Source organism: Hyphococcus sp. (genome assembly GCF_965267305.1).
Taxonomy (GTDB): Bacteria; Pseudomonadota; Alphaproteobacteria; order Caulobacterales; family Parvularculaceae; genus Hyphococcus.
In genome coordinates this window covers 1392850-1411450 of record NZ_OZ253945.1, presented here as the reverse complement: position 1 = coordinate 1411450, position 18601 = coordinate 1392850, and the positions used below count along the sequence as shown (strand labels likewise).

12 protein-coding genes are annotated in these 18601 nt (G+C 62.3%); 8 read left to right on the top strand and 4 right to left on the bottom strand.

The features are described 5' to 3' along the window. The first annotated feature begins 5 nt into the window (after positions 1-5). From ACQY5P_RS06655 to ACQY5P_RS06625, 7 genes are all read left to right on the top strand, one after another. Positions 6-1211, top strand: a complete 1206-nt coding sequence (locus tag ACQY5P_RS06655) for a WecB/TagA/CpsF family glycosyltransferase (protein ID WP_428409951.1) — start codon at positions 6-8, stop codon at positions 1209-1211. A gap of 61 nt (positions 1212-1272) precedes the next feature. Continuing rightward, complete coding sequence (locus tag ACQY5P_RS06650; RefSeq protein WP_428409950.1) at positions 1273-3696, top strand: tetratricopeptide repeat protein; 2424 nt, start codon at positions 1273-1275, stop codon at positions 3694-3696. Between the two features lie 57 nt (positions 3697-3753). Next, positions 3754-5913 carry an AAA family ATPase gene (locus ACQY5P_RS06645; RefSeq protein WP_428409949.1) on the top strand — a complete coding sequence of 720 codons (2160 nt, stop codon included), beginning with the start codon at positions 3754-3756 and terminating at the stop codon, positions 5911-5913. 45 nt (positions 5914-5958) lie between these two features. Beyond that, positions 5959-7167 (top strand): glycosyltransferase family 2 protein, encoded by a 1209-nt coding sequence (locus ACQY5P_RS06640; RefSeq protein ID WP_428409948.1) that lies wholly within the window; start codon positions 5959-5961, stop codon positions 7165-7167. Beyond that, a complete protein-coding gene (locus ACQY5P_RS06635) occupies positions 7164-8144 on the top strand; it encodes a glycosyltransferase (RefSeq protein WP_428409947.1) in 981 nt (326 codons plus the stop codon). Before ACQY5P_RS06640 ends, ACQY5P_RS06635 begins: the two co-directional genes overlap by 4 nt. A 15-nt stretch (positions 8145-8159) precedes the next feature. Continuing rightward, positions 8160-10292, top strand: coding sequence for an NAD-dependent epimerase/dehydratase family protein (locus tag ACQY5P_RS06630; RefSeq protein WP_428409946.1), 2133 nt, complete (start codon positions 8160-8162; stop codon positions 10290-10292). A 255-nt stretch (positions 10293-10547) separates the two neighbouring features. Continuing rightward, positions 10548-13757: an Ig-like domain-containing protein gene (locus ACQY5P_RS06625; protein ID WP_428409945.1), complete on the top strand. Its 3210-nt coding sequence runs from the start codon at positions 10548-10550 to the stop codon at positions 13755-13757. Here the strand turns inward: ACQY5P_RS06625 and queG are convergent. Together queG and ACQY5P_RS06615 are read right to left on the bottom strand one after the other, a co-directional pair. After that, positions 13754-14866: a tRNA epoxyqueuosine(34) reductase QueG gene (queG, locus tag ACQY5P_RS06620; protein ID WP_428409944.1), complete on the bottom strand. Its 1113-nt coding sequence runs from the start codon at positions 14864-14866 to the stop codon at positions 13754-13756. The genes ACQY5P_RS06625 and queG overlap by 4 nt on opposite strands. A 5-nt stretch (positions 14867-14871) precedes the next feature. Next, a complete protein-coding gene (locus tag ACQY5P_RS06615) occupies positions 14872-15555 on the bottom strand; it encodes a glutathione S-transferase family protein (RefSeq protein ID WP_428409943.1) in 684 nt (227 codons plus the stop codon). Positions 15556-15735: 180 nt separating this feature from the next. Here ACQY5P_RS06615 and ACQY5P_RS06610 point away from each other — a divergent pair, with 180 nt between their 5' ends. Further along, positions 15736-17376, top strand: coding sequence for a hypothetical protein (locus ACQY5P_RS06610; RefSeq protein ID WP_428409942.1), 1641 nt, complete (start codon positions 15736-15738; stop codon positions 17374-17376). 4 nt (positions 17377-17380) lie between these two features. Here ACQY5P_RS06610 and cysQ read toward each other — a convergent pair whose 3' ends face one another. Beyond that, positions 17381-18178: a 3'(2'),5'-bisphosphate nucleotidase CysQ gene (gene cysQ / locus ACQY5P_RS06605; protein ID WP_428409941.1), complete on the bottom strand. Its 798-nt coding sequence runs from the start codon at positions 18176-18178 to the stop codon at positions 17381-17383. 64 nt (positions 18179-18242) lie between these two features. Then, positions 18243-18467: a hypothetical protein gene (locus ACQY5P_RS06600; RefSeq protein ID WP_375205654.1), complete on the bottom strand. Its 225-nt coding sequence runs from the start codon at positions 18465-18467 to the stop codon at positions 18243-18245. Between the last annotated feature and the right edge of the window lie 134 nt (positions 18468-18601).

Below are 18601 nucleotides of genomic sequence, written 5' to 3'. Positions count from 1 at the left end.
TGAGCATGAGTGATCCTCTTTTGAACCAGACCGCGGGACTTCCCGAGCCCGCCGGCGCTGTCGCGCCGCTGCGCCGGGACGACTTTGATCGCGATGTCTGGTGTCTCATGGGTCTCGCCGTCGACGCCGTCGACATCACCCGCGCGGTCGCCGCGATCGACGACGCGGTCAGAACCCGCCGCCAGCTCTCCTTCGTTACGCCGAATGTGAACTTCCTGGTGCGCGCCATGAAAGACGAAGGCGCGCGCCGCGATATTCTGAACGCCGATCTCAGCCTTGCGGACGGAGCGCCGCTGGTCGCCATGGCGAAAATGCTCGGCGTGCCGGTTCCCTCGCGGGTTGCGGGCTCCGATCTCTTCGAAGCGCTCCGCCGCCGTCCGGCCTTTGCCGGCCGCCGTCTCAAAGTCTTTTTCTTCGGCGGACGCCCCGGCGCCGCTGAGGCCGCATTCGAAGCGATCAATCGCGAAAAGGGCGGCGTCGAAGCGGTGGGCTGGCATAATCCCGGCTTCGGCGATGTGGAAAGCATGAGTTCCGACGAGGTGATCGCCAAGATCAATGCAACCGAGGCGGATTTCGTGATGGTGGCGCTGGGCGCCGCCAAGGGCCAGGCCTGGATCGAGCGCAATAAGGACCGGCTGACGGCTCCGGTGACGGCTCATCTCGGCGCGGTCGTCGACTTCACCGCAGGCGGGGTCGCCCGCGCGCCCGAATGGATGCGGCGCTCCGGTCTCGAATGGCTGTGGCGCATCAAGGAAGAGCCGTCTTTATGGCGGCGCTATTTCGATGACGGCGCCGCGCTGGCGGGCCTCGCGCTCCGGGGCCTTCTCCCTCAGGCGGGCAGGACGCGGGCAGCGCCGGGCGCAGCTGAGGCTGAGACCGTTCTGACGCCTTCCGAAACCCTTATCCGGCTTTCAGGCCAGCTTGGGTCCGGCGCGTTGAAGCCGGTGCGCGAGGCGTTCCGCGCCGCCGCCGCCCGCGGGCGGCCGGTCCGGCTTGATCTCTCGGGCGTAGAAACCGCGGATTGCGCCTTTCTGGGTCAGGTTCTGATGCTTGAGAAGCATCTCGCGCGCTCCAGCGCTACGATTTCTCTGGCTGGCGCGAACCGCCGCCTCGAATCGCTTTTCCGGGCGAACAGAATGAATTACGCCCGCGCGGCCGCAGGCGAGCGCGCCAATGACGAAGCGCCCGGCATGCGCCAGGCGGCGCTTTAGGACAGGCGTTGTAACCAAGTTCCAACAGTGGCAAACCCAAATGCTGAATAAGAAGGGTGAGATGATGACGGCGACAACAAAGAATAAACTGCAATCGGGCCGGAAAATGCGCTCCAGACTTTCACAGCTCCTCGCCGTATCGGCGCTGGCGCTCGCTGCCGCCTGCGCGTCGCCGGAGCAAAAAGTCGAGCGCTATTCCTCCGACGCGGCCGAATTCCTTGAAAAGGGTGATCTCAACAAGGCCTATATCCAGTATCAGAACGCGCTCAAGATCAATGAAGAGCATGTGCCGTCTCTGTTGGGCCTCGCTGAAATTGCGGAGCAGCGTCAGGACTTCCAGGCGATGTTCGGCCTCTTGCAGCGCGCTGTTCGCCTCAATCCCAATCTCGTCGAAGCGCATGTGAAGCTCGGCAAGTTGTATCTCATCGGCAGCGACGAAACGACGGCGCTTGAAGAGGCCGAGAAGGCGCTCGCGCTTGAGCCTGACAATGTCGGCGCGAAAAGCCTCAAGGCCGGCGTCCTCCTGAAGATCGGCGACAGCACTGGCGCGATTGCGCTCGCAGACGAAGTGATCGCGGTTGACCCGGCCAATCCGGAAGCGGTGACGGTGCGGGTGACGGATTATGCGTCGGGCGGCGACTGGGAAAAGGCCCTCGCCGAGCTGAACCGCGCGCTGGAGATCAATCCGCAAGTCGCCATGCTGCAATTGCTGCGCATTCACGCGCTCAAAACGCTGGGGCGCGCCGAAGAAGCGCGCGACGCCTATGCGGAGCTGATCGAGCTTTTCCCCGAGCAGTCCGCCTATCGCCGCGTATACGCCAACGAACTCATCACCGAAGGCGATTTCGCCGGCGCCCGCGAACAGCTTGAGGGCATCGTCGCCCTTGAGCCGGCCAATCTCAATGCGAAGATGGATGTCATTCGCGCCATTAACGCCAGCGAAGGCGCCGGCGCCGCGGAAGAAAAGCTGCGCGCTTATGCTGACGCAGAGCCGGACAACAAGGATCTGCAATTCGCGCTGGCGGATTTTTACACAGAGCTGGATCAGGATGAGAAAGCGCGCGCCATTCTCGACAAGCTGGCCGCGAGCGACGATCTCGACGTTTCCATGAAGGCGAAAAACAAGATCACGACGATCCTGTTTACGGAAGGCAAGAAGGATGAGGCCGCCGCGCTGGTCGATGAAATTCTCGCAGCCGATCAGTACAACACCGAGGCGCTGCTGCGCCGTGCTGCGTTTCAGGTCGAAGCGGAAGAATACGATCAGGCGATCAACAATCTTCGCGCCGTTCTCGATAACAATCCGGAAACCTATCGGGCTATGATCCTGATGGCGGCGGCGTTCGAGCGCCAGGACAATTTCAGCTTCGCGCAGGCTGAACTCGCCAAGGCGTTCGAGACCAGCAAGAAAGACGCAGATGTCGCGCAGCAGTTCGCGCGTTTCCTCCTGCGCCGGAAGAATCAGGACCGGGCGGAGGAAGTGCTCAAGGATTCGCTTGCGGTGCATCCGGGCGATGTTGACAACCTCCGGCTTCTGGCCTCGATCCGGCTTGCAAAGCAGGACTGGCGCGGCGCGGAAGAAGTCGGCGCCATGCTCGAGCGTGCGGATCGCGACAACGCGCTCGCATCGACCATCAAGTCCGCAGCTTATGTGGGGCTTCAGGACTATGGCAGCGTGATCGACACGCTCTCGGCGCAAAATGAAGATGCGCCGTTGAGCGGCGCGCCGCTCACCGCGCTCGTCGACGCCTATATCCGCGAAGAGCGCAGCGGCGAAGCCGAAGAGCTCCTGAACCGCATGCTCGAGGCTGATCCGGAAAATTACGGCGCCCAACTTCTCCTGGCGCGGATTTACCTCGCCGAGGGCGATAAGGATAAATATGAAAGCGCCTTGGTGAAAGCGACGGAGACCCACCCCGATCGCGCGCCGGCTTATGATTTCCTTTATCGCCATTATCTCGCCGAGGGCCGCCGCGATGCCGCCAACGAACTGATCGAACGCGGCCTTCGCGCCGCGCCGGACAGTGACGCGCTCAAAGTGTTCAAGGCTGACGTGCTGCTCAATGCAGGCGATCGCGAAGGGGCGCTGGCGCTCTACAGCGATCTCATCGAGAGGCGGCCCAATGACCGCATCATCGCCAATAATTATGTCAGCCTGTCGAGCGACATGCGCCAGGACGCGGCGAGCGTTGCGCGGGCGCTCGAGGTCGCAAAGACGCTCGAAAGCGTCGAGAACCCTTATTACCGCGACACCGTCGGCTGGGCTTATTATCGCGCCGGCGACTATGACAAGGCGATCGAATATCTGTCGCAGGCGGTTGAAGGCGCGGAGGAGAACGCCGAGATGCGGTACCATCTCGGAGCGGCGCAACTTGCAAACGGCGACGCGGGAGCCGCGCGGGAAAACCTGGAAAAGGCGCTGAGCCTCGGCGGCGACGGCTTCGCTTTCGCCGACGAAGTCGACGCGCTTCTCTCGCAATTATAAGAACCCTGTCGCAAGGCTGCAAAACCATCTGGCGGACGCAGTGAAAGCATCGACGTAATGTACGAACAGTTTTTCGGCCTTGCAGAAAAGCCGTTTTCCATCCAGCCGGATCCGTCTTTCCTGTACTGGGGACGGACCCACCGGCTCGCCTATGCGATGCTGGAATACGGCGTTCTCAATCATGCGGGGATTTCCGTCATCACCGGCGAAGTCGGTTGCGGCAAGACCACGCTGATCCACCGGCTGCTCGATCAGCTTTCGGACACGCATACGGTCGCGCTGTTGTCGAATGTGCAGGAAGGGCGCGGCGATCTTTTAAGCTGGCTTCTAATGGCGTTCGGCCAGCCTTTCGAGGGCGGCGGACATGTGGCGCGGTTCTCGCAGCTTCAGCAGTTCTTTATTAGCGAATATGCGCAAGGCCGCCGCATTGTTCTCATCATCGACGAGGCGCAAAACCTGTCGACGGATATGCTGGAAGAGCTGCGGCTTTTGTCCAACATCAACGCCGGAAAGGATCAGCTGTTGCAGCTTATCCTGGTGGGCCAGCCGCAATTGAAGGACGTGTTGAACCGGCCGGAACTGGTGCAGCTCACCCAGCGGGTCGGCTCGGATTTTCACCTGACGCCGCTGAGCCGGGAGGAAGTCCATTCCTATATCGAAACGCGCCTCTCGATCGCCGGCTGCCGCCGCCGCATTTTCACCGAACGCGCCATCGATCTCATTGCAGAGCAATCCCGCGGCGTGCCGCGCGTCATCAACGTCATCGCCGACACGGCGCTGGTCTATGCGTTCTCCGCCGAAGATCTTGTGGTCGGCGTTGAAATCATCCGCAACGTCATTCGCGACAAGAAAGCCTATGGCGTTTTCGGGATCGCCTCGCAGGAGCCGAGCGCGCCGCCGATCGCGGCTTCCGATGACGACGAAGATGAAGGGCCCGAAGCGTTTCAGAACAGCGCTCGTCATTCCGGCTATGTGTCCGGCCTGTCGGGGTCCGAAGAAACGGCGGACGACCGTGATGAACAGGAAGAAGATTATCCGCCGGAGATACCCGTAAAAACGCTGGCCGACATGCGCGCTGAAGTGACGACGCGCGCGGCGGCGCCGCTGGAAGAAACGTCTGTGAAGCTTGCCGAACGCCCGGCCCCGCAAGCCGCGCCGAAAGCCGAGCCTGAACCCGCTTCGCTATCCTCGCCGCAATTAGCGCCGGCGGCCGCAGCGCAAAAGGCGCGGATTGGCGTCGTGGTGATTGGATCGGATCCGCGGGTCTCGCCGGAGGCGGCGATCCGCTCTGCGCCCGATGATTGCGCCGTCGTTTTTGCGCCGCTGGCGCCCATGAACGACGCCGTCGCCGCCGCGCGCAAGGCCGGCGCTGAAATCGCCGAAGTGGGCAAGGGCCCGCAAACGGCGGGCCGCGCCAAGAATGCAGGCTATCGCCAGCTGAAAAAGATCATGCCGGATGTGCGTTATGTGCAGTTCATGGACGCTTCATGCGCGCTCGATCCCGACTGGTTCGCGAATGCTGAAAAATTCATGGAGCGTCGTCCCGAAGTCGCGGTGATCGAAGGCCGCACGCGCCGCCGAAATGGCCGTGAACTTTCTTTTCCGACGGTCGCCGAGCAGCGCAAATACGAAACCCCGGGCGAGATCGTTTCCGTCGCCGCGCAGGGCGCCTTCATGCGGGCGGAAGCGTTCGAAGCGGCGGGCGGTTTTCGCGGCGACTTGCTCTCCTGCGAAGACGACGATCTGTGCATTCGCCAGCGCCGCCGCGGAGCCCATGTCTGGCGGCTTGAGAGCGATATGATGATGCGCGAGCCGCGTAAGATCGGCTGGTGGAAACGAAGCGTCTTGCGCGGTTTCGACAACGCCTACGCCATGTCGCTTCATGGCGGCCCGCCGGAACGTCACGGCGTCGGTGAAACCGTGCGCGCCGTCGTGTGGGGATTTGTCGTTCCGTTCGCGATTGTCGCCGCCGCTGTGCTCGGGGGCGTCGCCGCCGCGATGTTCGCCCCGCTGACGCCGGCGCCGTTCGCCGCCGCCGGCATCCTCGCGCTCGGCGCTATGCTGTACGGGTTGAAGATTTTCGCGAGCATTCTTCGTCGCGGGCTCTTCCGTCCCGCTTCCTGGGGCGAGGGGTTCGGCGCGGTGTTCGGCCGTTTTGCCGAAGCGCTCGGCGTTTTCCGGTTCTGGTTCGGCGGCGACCGGCCGTCACGGGCGTGAAGCGCGTTCTGACGGTCGCATTCCGCCCATAGGGTCCATCGCGCCATGAGCTTTCTTTTTCTCGTCATCCTTTATGCGCTGGCGCTTGGCGGTTTCGCCTTGGCGCTTTTCCTTGCGCTTGAAGTCGCCGCGGCGATGGTCGGAGGCGATGAGACGTCCGGCGAGACAATCGAAGCGGGGCCAGTGACGGTGGTGGTTCCGGCGCATAATGAAGCGGCCTCCATTGCGCCGACGCTTGAGAATATCCGCGCGCAACTGCGCGCGAATGACAGGATGCTGGTGGTCGCCGACAATTGCAGCGACCGGACGGCGGAGGTTGCGCGCGCCCATGGCGCGGACGTCATCGAACGCAACGACCTCGCGCGCCGCGGCAAGGGCTATGCGCTGCAATTCGCGCTCGATCATTTGCGCGCTGCGCCGCCGGAGATTGTTGTCTTCACGGACGCCGACTGCGTCTTCACGCCGGGCGCATTGCAGAGGGTTGCAGGCGCGGCGGCGCGCGACGGCCGCCCGGCGCAGGCGCTGTATTTGATGAAGGCGCCGGAAGGGTCGGGGCCGCGCCTTCAGGTGGCGGAATTCGCCTGGGCCTTCATCAACAATGCGCGCATGCGGGGCCTCGCCCGGCTTTTCGACGTGACGCGCTTTACCGGCGCCGGGTTCGCTGCGCCATGGCGCGCGCTTGCGGGGCTCGATCTCGCCTCCGGCGAAATCGTCGAGGATCTGGCGCTGACCATGACGCTCATCCGGAAAGGCGCCGCGCCGCTTTTCGTTCCGGACGCATTGGTGACGAGCGAGTTTCCCACCGACGACGCTGCGCTGACGCGGCAGTCGGCGCGCTGGTCCATCGGCTCGCTCGCATATGGTCCGCGTGCGAGCGCCACCGCCCTTGTCGAGGGCGTGGCGAAAGGGCGTTTTACGCAAATCGGCGCCGCCATTGATCTGATGATCCCGCCGCTGACGGTTTTTGTCGCGCTGCTCTTGGGCGTCGCCGGTCTTTGCCTGATCGCATGGATGTTGACAGGCGTTTCCGGCGCCTTCGAGCTTGCTTTATGGGCGCTCATCTTCGCTGGCGGCGCCATTGTCGCCGCCTGGTTCCGCTTCGGACGGGACGCGCTGCCGCCATCGGCGCTCCGCGGCGTCATTGAATTTCTGGCTTCCAAGCTTTCAGTGTTCGGCGCACGCGGCCGCGAAAGCGCCAAGACATGGACGCCGACGCGCGGCGGATCAAATGAACAGAACGAGGGAGGCGAATGACCGGCGCGCCTTCCATCGGGTTCGTCGCCATCGGACGTAACGAGGGCGATCGCTTCAAACGCTGCCTCCTTTCCCTGAAGAAAGAAGGCGCGCGCATCGTCTATGTGGATTCCGGCTCTGCTGACGATAGCGTGGCTTTTGCAAAAGGAGAGGGCGCCGTCGTGGTCGAGCTTTCGACGGATCAGCCCTTCACCGCGGCCCGGGCGCGCAACGCCGGTTTCGATGCGCTGATGCGCGAATGGCCGGATACGGATTATGTGATGTTCATCGATGGCGACTGCGAACTGGCGCAGGGCTTTGCGGGAGACGCGGCTGAGGCGCTTGCCGCCGCCCCGGCGCTTGGCGCGGTGACCGGACGCTGCCGCGAGCTTCATCCCGATGCGACAAAATACAACCGCCTTTGCGACATTGAATGGAACGGGCCCACAGGCGAGATCGACGCCTGCGGCGGCATCTTCATGGTGAGGGCGGATGGGTTTCGCGCCGCCGGCGGGTTCAATCCGTTGGTGATCGCGGCGGAGGATGACGATTTCTGCATCCGGCTGCGCGGCACGGGGGTGAAAATCGTGCGGCTCGGGCGCGATATGTGTTTTCACGACGCCGACATTCATCATTTCGGGCAGTGGTGGCGGCGCATGAAGCGCGCAGGGTACGCCTTCGCGCAGGTCGGGGAGCTCCATCCCGGCTATTTCGCCGCAGAGCGCCGCCGCGCATGGATCTGGGGACTCATTATACCAGCCGCGGCCCTGCTGGCGGTGCCGTTCACCTATGGGCTCAGCCTGGCTTTGCTTCTTCTTTACCCGGTCTCGCTATGGAAAACCCGTCGCGGCCTGATTGCGAGAGGCGCGGCGCCGGACCATGCGACGCTCGCGGCGCAGTTTCTGACCCTGTCGAAATTTCCGGCGCTCATCGGAATGCTCGATTACAAACGCAAAAAACTCTTTGGCCGTCAAATCGGCATTGTTGAATATAAATGAGGCCCGGACGGCGCGATGACCATGACTGACAAGCCGATCAAAGTTGCGCTGCTCGGCGCTGGATATATCTCCAAATGGCATGCGGAAGCGTTGAAACGCACGCCCGGCGTCGAGCTCGCCGCCGTCTGCGATCTGTCGAAAGGCGCGGCGGAAGGGATCGCCAACGCCTATGGCGCCGCGCATGTCTTTACGTCGCTTGACAATCTTCTGGCGTCCGGGGTTGCAGACTGCGTCCATGTCCTGACGCCGCCGCATCTTCACGCCGAAGCCGCGACGAAAATTTTGGAAGCGGGCGTCGCCGCCTTCGTGGAAAAACCCTTCGCCTTGAACTCCGCCGACTGCCGCCGCCTCGACGCGCTGGCGAAAGAGAAAAACGTGGCGCTTGGCGTCAACCACAACTTCCTGATGCTGCCGTCCTATGACCGGCTGAAGGCGGATATTGAAAAGCGCGTCATCGGCCCCATCGACAGCTTCGAGGCGAACTGGCAATTCCCGCTGCCGCCCCTGCGTTCCGGTCCTTACAATCTCTGGATGCTGCGGAAACCGGAAAACATTCTGTTTGAAATCGGCCCGCATCTTTTTGCGTTTGTCGCCGATCTCTTCGGCGAGTTGAAAGACATCAGCGTCTCCATGCGCAATCCGGTGACGCTGCCGGGCGGCGTCGGCCATTATCAAAGCTGGCGCATTGCGGGCGAAGCGAAGGGCGCTTCCGTGGTGCTCAATCTGTCGCTGGTCGAAGGCGAGGACAATCGCAGCGTGCGCCTGCGCGGGCTCGGCGCCATTGCGAGTTACAATTTCGCGGAGGATTCCTATACGCGCGAACGCGCGTCCATGCAGGACATCGTTGTGGGGCCGTTCGCGCGCCAGCTTTCGCTTGCGGGACAGGCGACGCGCACGGGCGCTGCGAACGCATTCCGTCAGTTGAAGTCCCTCAACGGTCTTGCGCCCTATGGACTTTCAATCCAGCGCGCCGTCGACAGTTACTATGCGTCCATGCAAGCGGGCGGGCCCGTGGACCGGCGCCTCTCAGCCGGACTTGCCGCGAATGCGACCACGATGATCGAAAACACAGTTGAGGTTGCGCGTCCGAAATTCCTGCCCGCTACGCCGCCGCCGTCGCGCGGCGCGGCGGAAGCGAAGGGCGAAACGGTTCTCGTCATTGGCGGCACGGGCTTTATCGGCCGGGCGCTTTGTCATGCGCTCGCTGATAAGGGATATTCCGTTCGCGTCTTCTCGCGCGGGTCCGGCGCGGGTCTCGAGCGCGCGGATGGCCGCATCTCCATCTATACGGGCAGCCTCAAATCCGATGACGATCTGCACGCCGCGATGGACGGCGTCGGGGCGGTCTTCCATCTCGCGCGCGCGACGGAGACGAGCTGGGAAGGCTATCTTGAAAACGACGTCGCGGTGACGCGGCGCATCGGCGAGGCCGCGCTCGCTGCCGGAGTGAAGCGGCTAATTTACACCGGCACGATCGATTCTTACGACGCGTCGCAGTATGACCGCATCATCAGCGAGGCGACGCCGTTCGATCACGATCTGACGCGCCGCAATCTCTATGCGCGCTCCAAAGCGGCGTGCGAGGAAGAGCTGAAAAAACTCGAACGCGAGCGCGGCCTGCCGCTGGTGATCGCGCGTCCCGGCATCGTCATCGGCGAGGGCGGACCCTTGCAGCATTGGGGTATCGCCATGTGGCGCGGCGCGACGGCCTGCAAAATGTGGGGCGACGGCCGCAACGTCATGCCTTTCGTGCTGGTCGATGATGTCGCCGACGGGCTTGTGCTTGCCATGGAACATGAGAAGGCGCTGGGCGCTTCGTACAATCTGATCGGCGAGCCGATGCTTTCGTCGCGCGATTATTTCGCCGCAATTGAAGACGCTTACGGCGTCGCCATGCGTGCGAAACCGACCCCGCTCTGGACATATTATGTCGTCGATGTCGCGAAATACTGGCTGAAACGGCTTCTGGCCAAGAAAAAGGGGCTCACAAAGCCGAGCTTTCGCGATTGGAAATCCCGGGCGCAATTGTCGCCTTACGGCAATGACAAGGCGAAAACGGAGCTCGGCTGGACGCCCGAACAGGATAAGGCGCGGTTCGTGGCGCGGGGCATAGCTGACGCCAACCTCTTCGGCGTTAGGAAATCGTAAACCAAGTTTGCGAATTGCTTTGCGTCAATGCGAAGCACTCAATTGGGTCGAACAACCGCTTGTTAAGCGGGCGCTCCGCGGTTTCCAAAAAGTTCACGATTGGCGCGATTAACTCTGTGTAATTTGCGCCATACCCCGCATGAAACCGTGGGAATAGGAACAATTCTAACCATAGTTTCAATCTGTCTTTTCCGCGCCGCGGGCTAGCTTTCGATTCTCTCTCTCAGCCTGCTAATCAATGTGCGTGGACATAACATGAGTTTAGATTTCGCCGCTCGCGACAGCGCCGCCGGTTTCGATTTCACCGATCTTGTTGATGCCGCCAATAGCGGCGCCATGGCGCGAATTGGGGCGCCGGCGGGATATGCGGACCGCAAGACCCGAAAGCAGAGAGCGAAACAGCGTCTCACCCAGGCCAGCATGCTCGCGCCGCTTCTCGCGACGGAAGGCTGCTTCACTATTGGCGGCAATGAAGGCCCGATCAGGGGCGGCGGCAATGGCAATGGCGGGGGGACGAATGGCGGCGGTTCAAACGCCGGAGGAGGATCGAGCGGCGACGGAACGGTTTCGCCAACGCCGGTGATTCCCGGCGAGCCGTCCGCGCCCTCTGGCCTCGACGCGGTCGATGACGATCATTTCCATACCGAGACCGGCGAAAGCATGATGATCGCTGCGAACGATCTCCTCGCCAATGATATTGTGCCCGAGGGCGTGAGCGCGCAGCTCGTCCGCGTGTTCGGCGCAACCAACGGCACGGTCATGCTGCACGATGGGGTGATTCATTTCACGCCAACGGCCGGCTTTGAAGGCGACGCAAGCTTCGAATATGAAGTGCGCGACAGCAACGGCAATCTGAGCCGCGCAAAGGTCGATGTTCATGTGGGCCCACAGGACGGTCACGACGGTCATGACGGTGGCGGCATGGATGGCGGTCATGACGGCCACGATGACGGCGGCATGGACCACGGCGATGGCGATTCTGCGCATGTTCATCCGGATGATCCCGCAAAGGCCTCGGAACATATGGCGGTCCTGAATCTGGTGCCGGTGAGCGAAGCGACGCATGTCGCCGTCAACAACGGTTCATGGTTCGATCCCAATACATGGGCCGGCGGCGAAGTCCCGGGCGAAGGCGCGAAAGTCGTCATTCCCAACGGCGTCAAGGTCGAATATGACGGCGAAAGCCCGGCATCGCTCTTTACTGTGCGCGTCGATGGCGAACTCGATTTCGCGACCGACCGCGACACCTTTATGGAAGTCGACACTTTCGTTGTGTCGCCGAGCGGCAAGCTGACTATCGGAACGATAGATAATCCCGTCGCCGCGAATGTCGAAACCGTTATTCAGTTCGCCGACAACGGTCCTATCGATGTCTCATGGGACCCGCAGCTTCTTTCGCGCGGGCTTGTCAGCCATGGCGACATTCAGATTCACGGCGCTGAAAAAGAGACATTCCTGAAAGTCGCCGCCGATCCCATGGCGGGCGATACCTCGCTGACACTCGAAGCGCCGCCGGAAGGCTGGCAGGTCGGCGACAAGCTGGTGCTGACCGGCACGCATTTGACCACGACGTCATACGCGGAGCCGGGTGAGCCGCGCACCGGCGAAACGGAAGACGAAGAACTCATCATCACAAAGATTGTCGGCAACACTATCTATTTTGACAAGCCGCTCGAATTCGACCACGAAGCGCCGCGCGCTGATCTTAAAGCCTATGTCGCGAATTACTCGCGCAATGTGCGATTTGAAACGGAAAACGCCGACAGCGTGCCTGTGCACCAGCGCGGACACACCATGTTCATGCATTCCGATAATATCGATGTTCGCTATGCGGAATTTCACGAACTCGGCCGCACCGACAAATCGGAACGCGCTTTCGACGTCGCCGATCTCGACAATGTGGAAAGCGACAGCAACGTCAAGGCCCGCTATTCGCTTCACATTCACCGCGCCGGCGTGAGCGACATTGACGATCCGGCCATGATTGTCGGCAACTCGGTATGGGGCTCGCCCGGCTGGGGCTACGTCCATCACGATTCCAACGCGATCATGACGGACAACGCGGCCTACGACGTTTTCGGCGCGGCGTTCGTTGCGGAAACCGGCAATGAAATCGGCCGCTGGTCGCATAACATCGCCATCAAATCGATCGGCACCGCCGGCGGCGCAAAATTTCATGAAGACGTCGCTGCATTCGATCTCGGCCGCACCGGCGCAGGTTTCTGGTTCCAGGGCCGGCTGGTGGAGTCTGTGGACAATGTCGCAGCCGGCGTGCCCGGCGGTCACGGTTTCGTTTACATGTCGCGCGACGCGGGCGGCCCGATCCATGTGACGGTGGATACGGCGCATATGTCCGAGGCGTTGCGCTACATGGACAATGTTCCGATCCATTTGCCATCAATCAGTTCGTTTGAGGGAAACGAGGCGCTTGCCGTGGGCATCGGCCTCGAAGTCATCAAGCCGAATTCCGAACAGTATCATGACGTTCGTTCCGTGATTGACAACTTTACCGCCTGGGAGGTCGGCACGGGGATCCACCTTCAATATACGGCGCACTATACGTTGAAAGACGTCGATCTCATAGCGACCGACGGTTCGTCCGGCGGGCATGTGTGGCGCGGAATCGAATTTGGCCCGGCGACGGTCACTCAGGTGATCAACGGCGCCAATATCGAAGGCTTCCCGACAGGCATTCACCTGACGCGCGATACGGTGGGAATGAATTTTCCGTTCGATGGAAACTGGGGTTATGTCTTTATCGATGTAAACATCGAGGGCGCGACGACGGAAATTTACAATACCCTCCCGCAGGACAAGTTCATGACGCGGGACGAGCTCGTTGAAGGCCGCCTCGACTTTGACTCGGATCTCAACATTCCGAAAACGCCTATTCCGGAATTGTTTCAGTATCTCAACCTGACCGGCACGCGCACGGACTCGATCGGGACCGATAAGGTCTCGCCGACCTGGGACCCAATCCGTTTTGAATACTGGCAAGTCCATCAGGCCGTCGCCGAGGAAGGGTATTGGACCCTGCCGGACGGCCGCAAGGTGACAGTCATTGACCAGTATGTTTCCGACCGCGCCACGGGCGCCGTCGACAAGTTCGGCGTTGTTGTCGAATGGCAGCGCAATTTCAGCGATTTCGCCGAAACGCCGCGCTATAACGGCGTGCTCGACCTTGCCAATGGCGGGCCGACGGCGCGGACCGATTTCGCCACCGTAGGCGAAGGGCAGTCGATTGTTCTCGACGTTCTGGCCAACGACTTCGACTCGGACGGCGATTCGCTCGCTGTTGACGGCTACACCTACGCCAGCCACGGCTCAATCTACCAGAATGACGACGGCACGCTGACTTACCTGGCGGACCCGAATTATTCGGGAACGGACGAGTTCTGGTACTGGGTGGAAGACGAGAACGGCAATTTCGCCAAGGGTCATGTGCAGGTGACGGTGGAGATCTAGCCCGCCGTCCACTCGCTGCGCACGCTCTCATCGGTCTCTTTGGCGAGATAGTCGCTGCGTAGGGCGGCGGCTTTGTCCGGCGCCAGTTGCGCAAGCGCCCACACCGCCGCGCCGCGCACCAGCGGGCTTTCATCATTGAGAAGCGCTTCTGCTTTAGTTGAGAGCACTGCGTCGCCGGAATTGCCCGTGGCGATCAGCACATTTCTGATGAAACGGTTCCGGCCGGTGCGCTTCACAGGGGAGCCTGAAAAGAGTTTCCGGAACGCCGCATCGTCGAGCTCCGCGAGATCGCGCAGGGAAGGCGCGCGCAATTCCTCGCGCGCATGAAAGGCGCTCTCGCGCGATCTTTCCGCAAATTTATTCCAGGGACAAACCGCGAGGCAGTCGTCACAGCCGTAAATCCGGTTGCCCATGGCCTTGCGGAATTCGCGCGGGATCGGGCCGGGATGTTCAATCGTGAGATAGGAGATGCAGCGCCTGGCGTCGAGCTGATAAGGCGCAGGAAACGCATCGGTCGGGCAGATATCGAGACAGTTGCGGCAAGAGCCGCAGTGATCGTTTTCAGGCTTGTCGACGGCGAGGTCCAGCGTCGTGAAGATCGCGCTGAGAAAGAGCCATGACCCGAACTCGCGCGAGACGAGATTGGTGTGTTTTCCCTGCCAGCCTAAACCGGCGCGCGCCGCAAGCGGTTTTTCCATCACCGGCGCCGTGTCGACGAAAACTTTTACCTCTGCGCCGGTGTCTTCCGCGATAGCGCGGGCGACGCGCTTCAGGCGTTTCTTGACGACGTCATGATAGTCGCGGTTTTGCGCATAGACGGAGATGACGCCGTTTGTCTTGTCCTTCAGCGCCTCGAGCGGATCTTTGTCCGGACCGTAATTCATGCCCAGCATGATGACGCTTTTCGCATCGGCCCATAATGATTGCGGATGCGCGCGCTCCTCCGCACGGCTTTCCATCCATCCCATGCTGCCGTGACGGCCAAGCGCGAGGAAGCGCGCCAGTCTTTCGCGGATCGGTTCAGGAAGGCTCGCGGATGAAAACCCCACGGCGTCGAAACCGGCGCCCTTGGCCTGTTCGATGATGCGCGTTTTCAACGCGTCGGACATGAGGCTTAAAAATCCGGATTGTCGTAATGGGCCGGCGGCGGCAGGCCATCGATGCGGTCGCGCAGGATCGGCCGCATGGAAGGGCGCGATTTAAGGCGCGCATACCAGTCTTTGACCGCTGGAAATTTCTCCCATGGAACGCTGTCGATATAATCGAGGGCCGAAAGCTGACCCGCCATGGCGAGGTCGGCGATAGTCATGCGCTCGCCCGCAAGCCAATAGCGCTGCTCGAGCAGCCAGGAAGCGTAATCGAGATGCCATGAAAGCGCTTCGGCGCCGGCTTTCAACAATTCGTAGTCGGGCTGGCCGCGCCGCATCAGCCGCTTGTCGATGCGTTCGCGCAAGGTGAAGGCGGAGACTTCGACTTCGAATTTGTCGAGGAACCATGCGGCGAGGCGGCGCGCTTCCGCGCGTCCCGCAGAGGTCGCCGGCAATAGCGGCTCGCTCGAATAGGCTTCCTCGACATATTCGATAATGGCGCTCGCCGGCGCGATGGCGACCGCATCGCCCGTGGGCGCCTCGTCCAGGAGCACCGGGATTGTCAGCGCAGGATTGGCAGCGGCAAGCGCGCCGTCCGGATCATCCCATGGCCGTTTTTCCACGAACTGCGCCGGCAGTCCCTTTTCGGCGAGGGCGATCCGGATCATCCGCGAAGCGGGATCGAGGGGCATGTGAAAGAGGGTGCGCATGGCGCCTCGTTAACGCAGTCTCCCGGAACATAACAGGGGCCGCCCGATGACAAAGCGGCAAAGCCCCGTTTCCCGCGATTTTCCCGCTTAAGGCGAGCCTCCGGCAGGCGACTTGCAATGTCCACGGCAAGGGATCGCGGGCCTTTGCCCGCAAAGGGTTAACAGCAGGGGTTGTCCCAGATGAGCACGAAAAAAAGCGCTCGGGATATCGATCAACCGGAAGTCGGCTGGCGCGCCGCCGCGCCCCGGGCCCGCCGCGCCGCCATGGCGCTTTACTCTTGGCAGGAGCCCCATTGGGCGCTTTTGTGGTCGGTCGGTGCGGCGCTGATTTTCGTGGCGGCGGCGGCCCTCTCTCCGGCGCTCCTCAGCCTTTCGCCCACTGTCGACATGCTTGCCCCGGTTGCCGAGGCGCGCGCTGTCGCGGCGGGTCAGGCGGACCTCGCAGCCCAGGCCGCGCCGTTGCATCTTTTGTTGCTGATGGCAGCCGATCTTTTTGCGGATGCGCCGGGGCGGGTGCATCTCGTCGCCAAGGCGATCGGCGCGCTCATAGTGCTTTGTCCTTTCGCCTTTCTTGTCTCGACGCGTTTTCCGACCGCCTTCGGTGTTTTCGCGACGGCGGCGATGGCGGCGTTCACGGCGGCCCCGTTTTCCGGCGTCGCTGAACTTGGCCTCGGCTTGCTGCTCGTCTGCGGGCTTTCCTTCGTGTCCATATCAGCAGACGATTCAGCATCGCGCGCGCGGATTGAAGGCGTCATGGGTGGCGCGGTTTTGTTTTTGCTCTGGCTCCTTAATCCCGCTTTCGCGCTGATCGGGTTTCTTCTGTTATCGGCCTGTCCTTTTCTGACGGGACTTCATGGGCTTTGGCGGTATGGCGCGGTGTTTCTAACTTTTGCGCTGCTCGCCGCGCTTGTGGAGCTTCTGGCGCCGGGCATGAACGCCGCGCGCGCGCTCGCCGCGCCGGAAACGCTGACGCTGCAGAACGTTCTGAATGGCCGGGAGAGCGCCTTCGGTCTTGCGGCCGCCGCTTACGGCGCCGTCATCGTCATCATGATGAGCGCTGTCTTCGGCGGCCGGGCGCACTGGAAGAACTGGGCCGCCGCCGCAGGGCTTTTGCTTGCGGGCCTTATCGCCGCGCGTCTTTCCGGCGCCAATGCGCTCCCGGTCTTTGCGCTCGCCGCGGGGCTCGCCTGTTTCTCCGTATCGTCGCCCTTCTATGACGGTCTCTTCAGCGATCATGACCGGGCGAGCGTTGCAAGCGCCCTTTCCGCGGGCGCGCTGACCCTGTTCTGGACCGGCGTTATCGCCGTTCATGCGGCGGGACAGTTTTCACTGCAGCACAGGGCGGCGCAGACCGCGCCGGAGAATATCCGGTCGGAACTGGCGCTCGTCCAGCCGGGCGGGCCGACCATTGCGAAATGGGTGGAGGAGGGACGGTTCTCGACGCCCGAAGCGCGGGAGTTTTTTGCGCTGACGCCGGTCGATCAGTCGGCGATGCTGCTTGAGGCTGCGGCGCGCGCGCGGACCATGACGGCGGAGGGGCTTGATGTCGCGTTTTTGACGGGCGCCGATACGGCTTGCGTCCTCGCCGAAGATAGAAAATGCGAGGCGGACGGCCCCGCTGCTGCCCAGAAGGCAAAAGTCGTTTTCGTGCCGCGTCTTGAGATGGATCCGAAAACCGCTGAAGCGAAAGGCCGCGCCGAAGCGCTGCTTTACACTCAGTTCAAGATGGTCGAGCAGACTGCACTCTGGGAAATCTGGGTGCGCCGCGACGTTCCGGCGCCCGCCAAACTCTTTCCCCTCACGGAGCCGCTTTACCGCTGAGACCTTACTCGGCGCCGAAAGCGATAAAATGCGGATTGTCGAAGCCGCGCGCCTTTTTGCCATAGGCGAGGGGGACGTTGTCGGGATGCGCCATGACGCGCCCGCCCGCGGCCTCAAGCACCGCCTGACCGGCGCCTGTATCCCATTCCATGGTGCGTCCGAAACGCGGATAGATGTCCGCCGCGCCTTCGGCGATAAGGCAGAATTTCAGCGACGATCCTGCTGCGGTGAAATCCGCCACCTTGAGCGTCTCAAGATAGGCGTCCGTTTCCGGCGAACGGTGCGACCGGCTCGCGACGGCGACCAGCCCGTCCGCGGGCGCCGTCCGGACACGGATCGTCTCCCGGCCGCCGATTTCTCCGTTGGCGTTAACGACTGCTTTCCAGGCGCCGCTACGGCCCCCTGCGAAAAGCTTGTTGATCGCCGGCGCGTAGACGACGCCGAAGACAGGCTTGCCGTTCTCGACCAGGGCGATATTCACAGTGAACTCGCCGGTGCGGGTTATGAATTCCTTGGTGCCGTCGAGGGGGTCGACGAGGAAGAAGCGGTCGCCCAGCTCCGGAATTTTGCCCTCGCTGGCGCTTTCCTCGGCGAGGACCGGGACCTCCGGGGCGAAATCCGCCAGCCCCGCGAGAATGATCTCCTCTCCCCGGCGGTCGGCTTCAGTGACAGGGGAGGCGTCCGCCTTGGTCTCCGCGACAACGCCCCGCGCATAGATTTCCATGATCGCGGCGCCCGCCTTGATCGCGAGGGAACAAAGGGCATCGGAAAGGGTTTCGTCGGTGAAAGGTGCATCGGCCATGCGCCACCCTTGGCCGAGCGGGCGCGACTTGGCAAGCCGCGATTGGCCAAACCGTGATTTGACGTCAGCGGAAGGCGACGATGGTGAAGCCGGCGGTTTGGCGCGGGGTCAGGCCTGAGGAGGGGAGGATTTCCTGCACGATCCAGCCCTCGTCAGCGAGCTGATTGAGGCGCGCCTGGAGCGCGGCGGCGGCGGCCCGGCCATAATCGCGTTCGTCAGCCACGAGGCCGAGCGGGCGCACCTTGGCGTCCCGCCAGCTCACATGAAAGGCCGCAAACTGTTTCGACATGGCACAAGTAACCTTTTTGACGTAAATTAGCCTTAAACTTGTCCTGATTGACATTCAAACTTCGGGCCGGTTGATATCCGCGCTGGAAGGCGCGGCGGCGTAAGGCCGCCGCTTGGCAGACTGGCGGTCTCTCG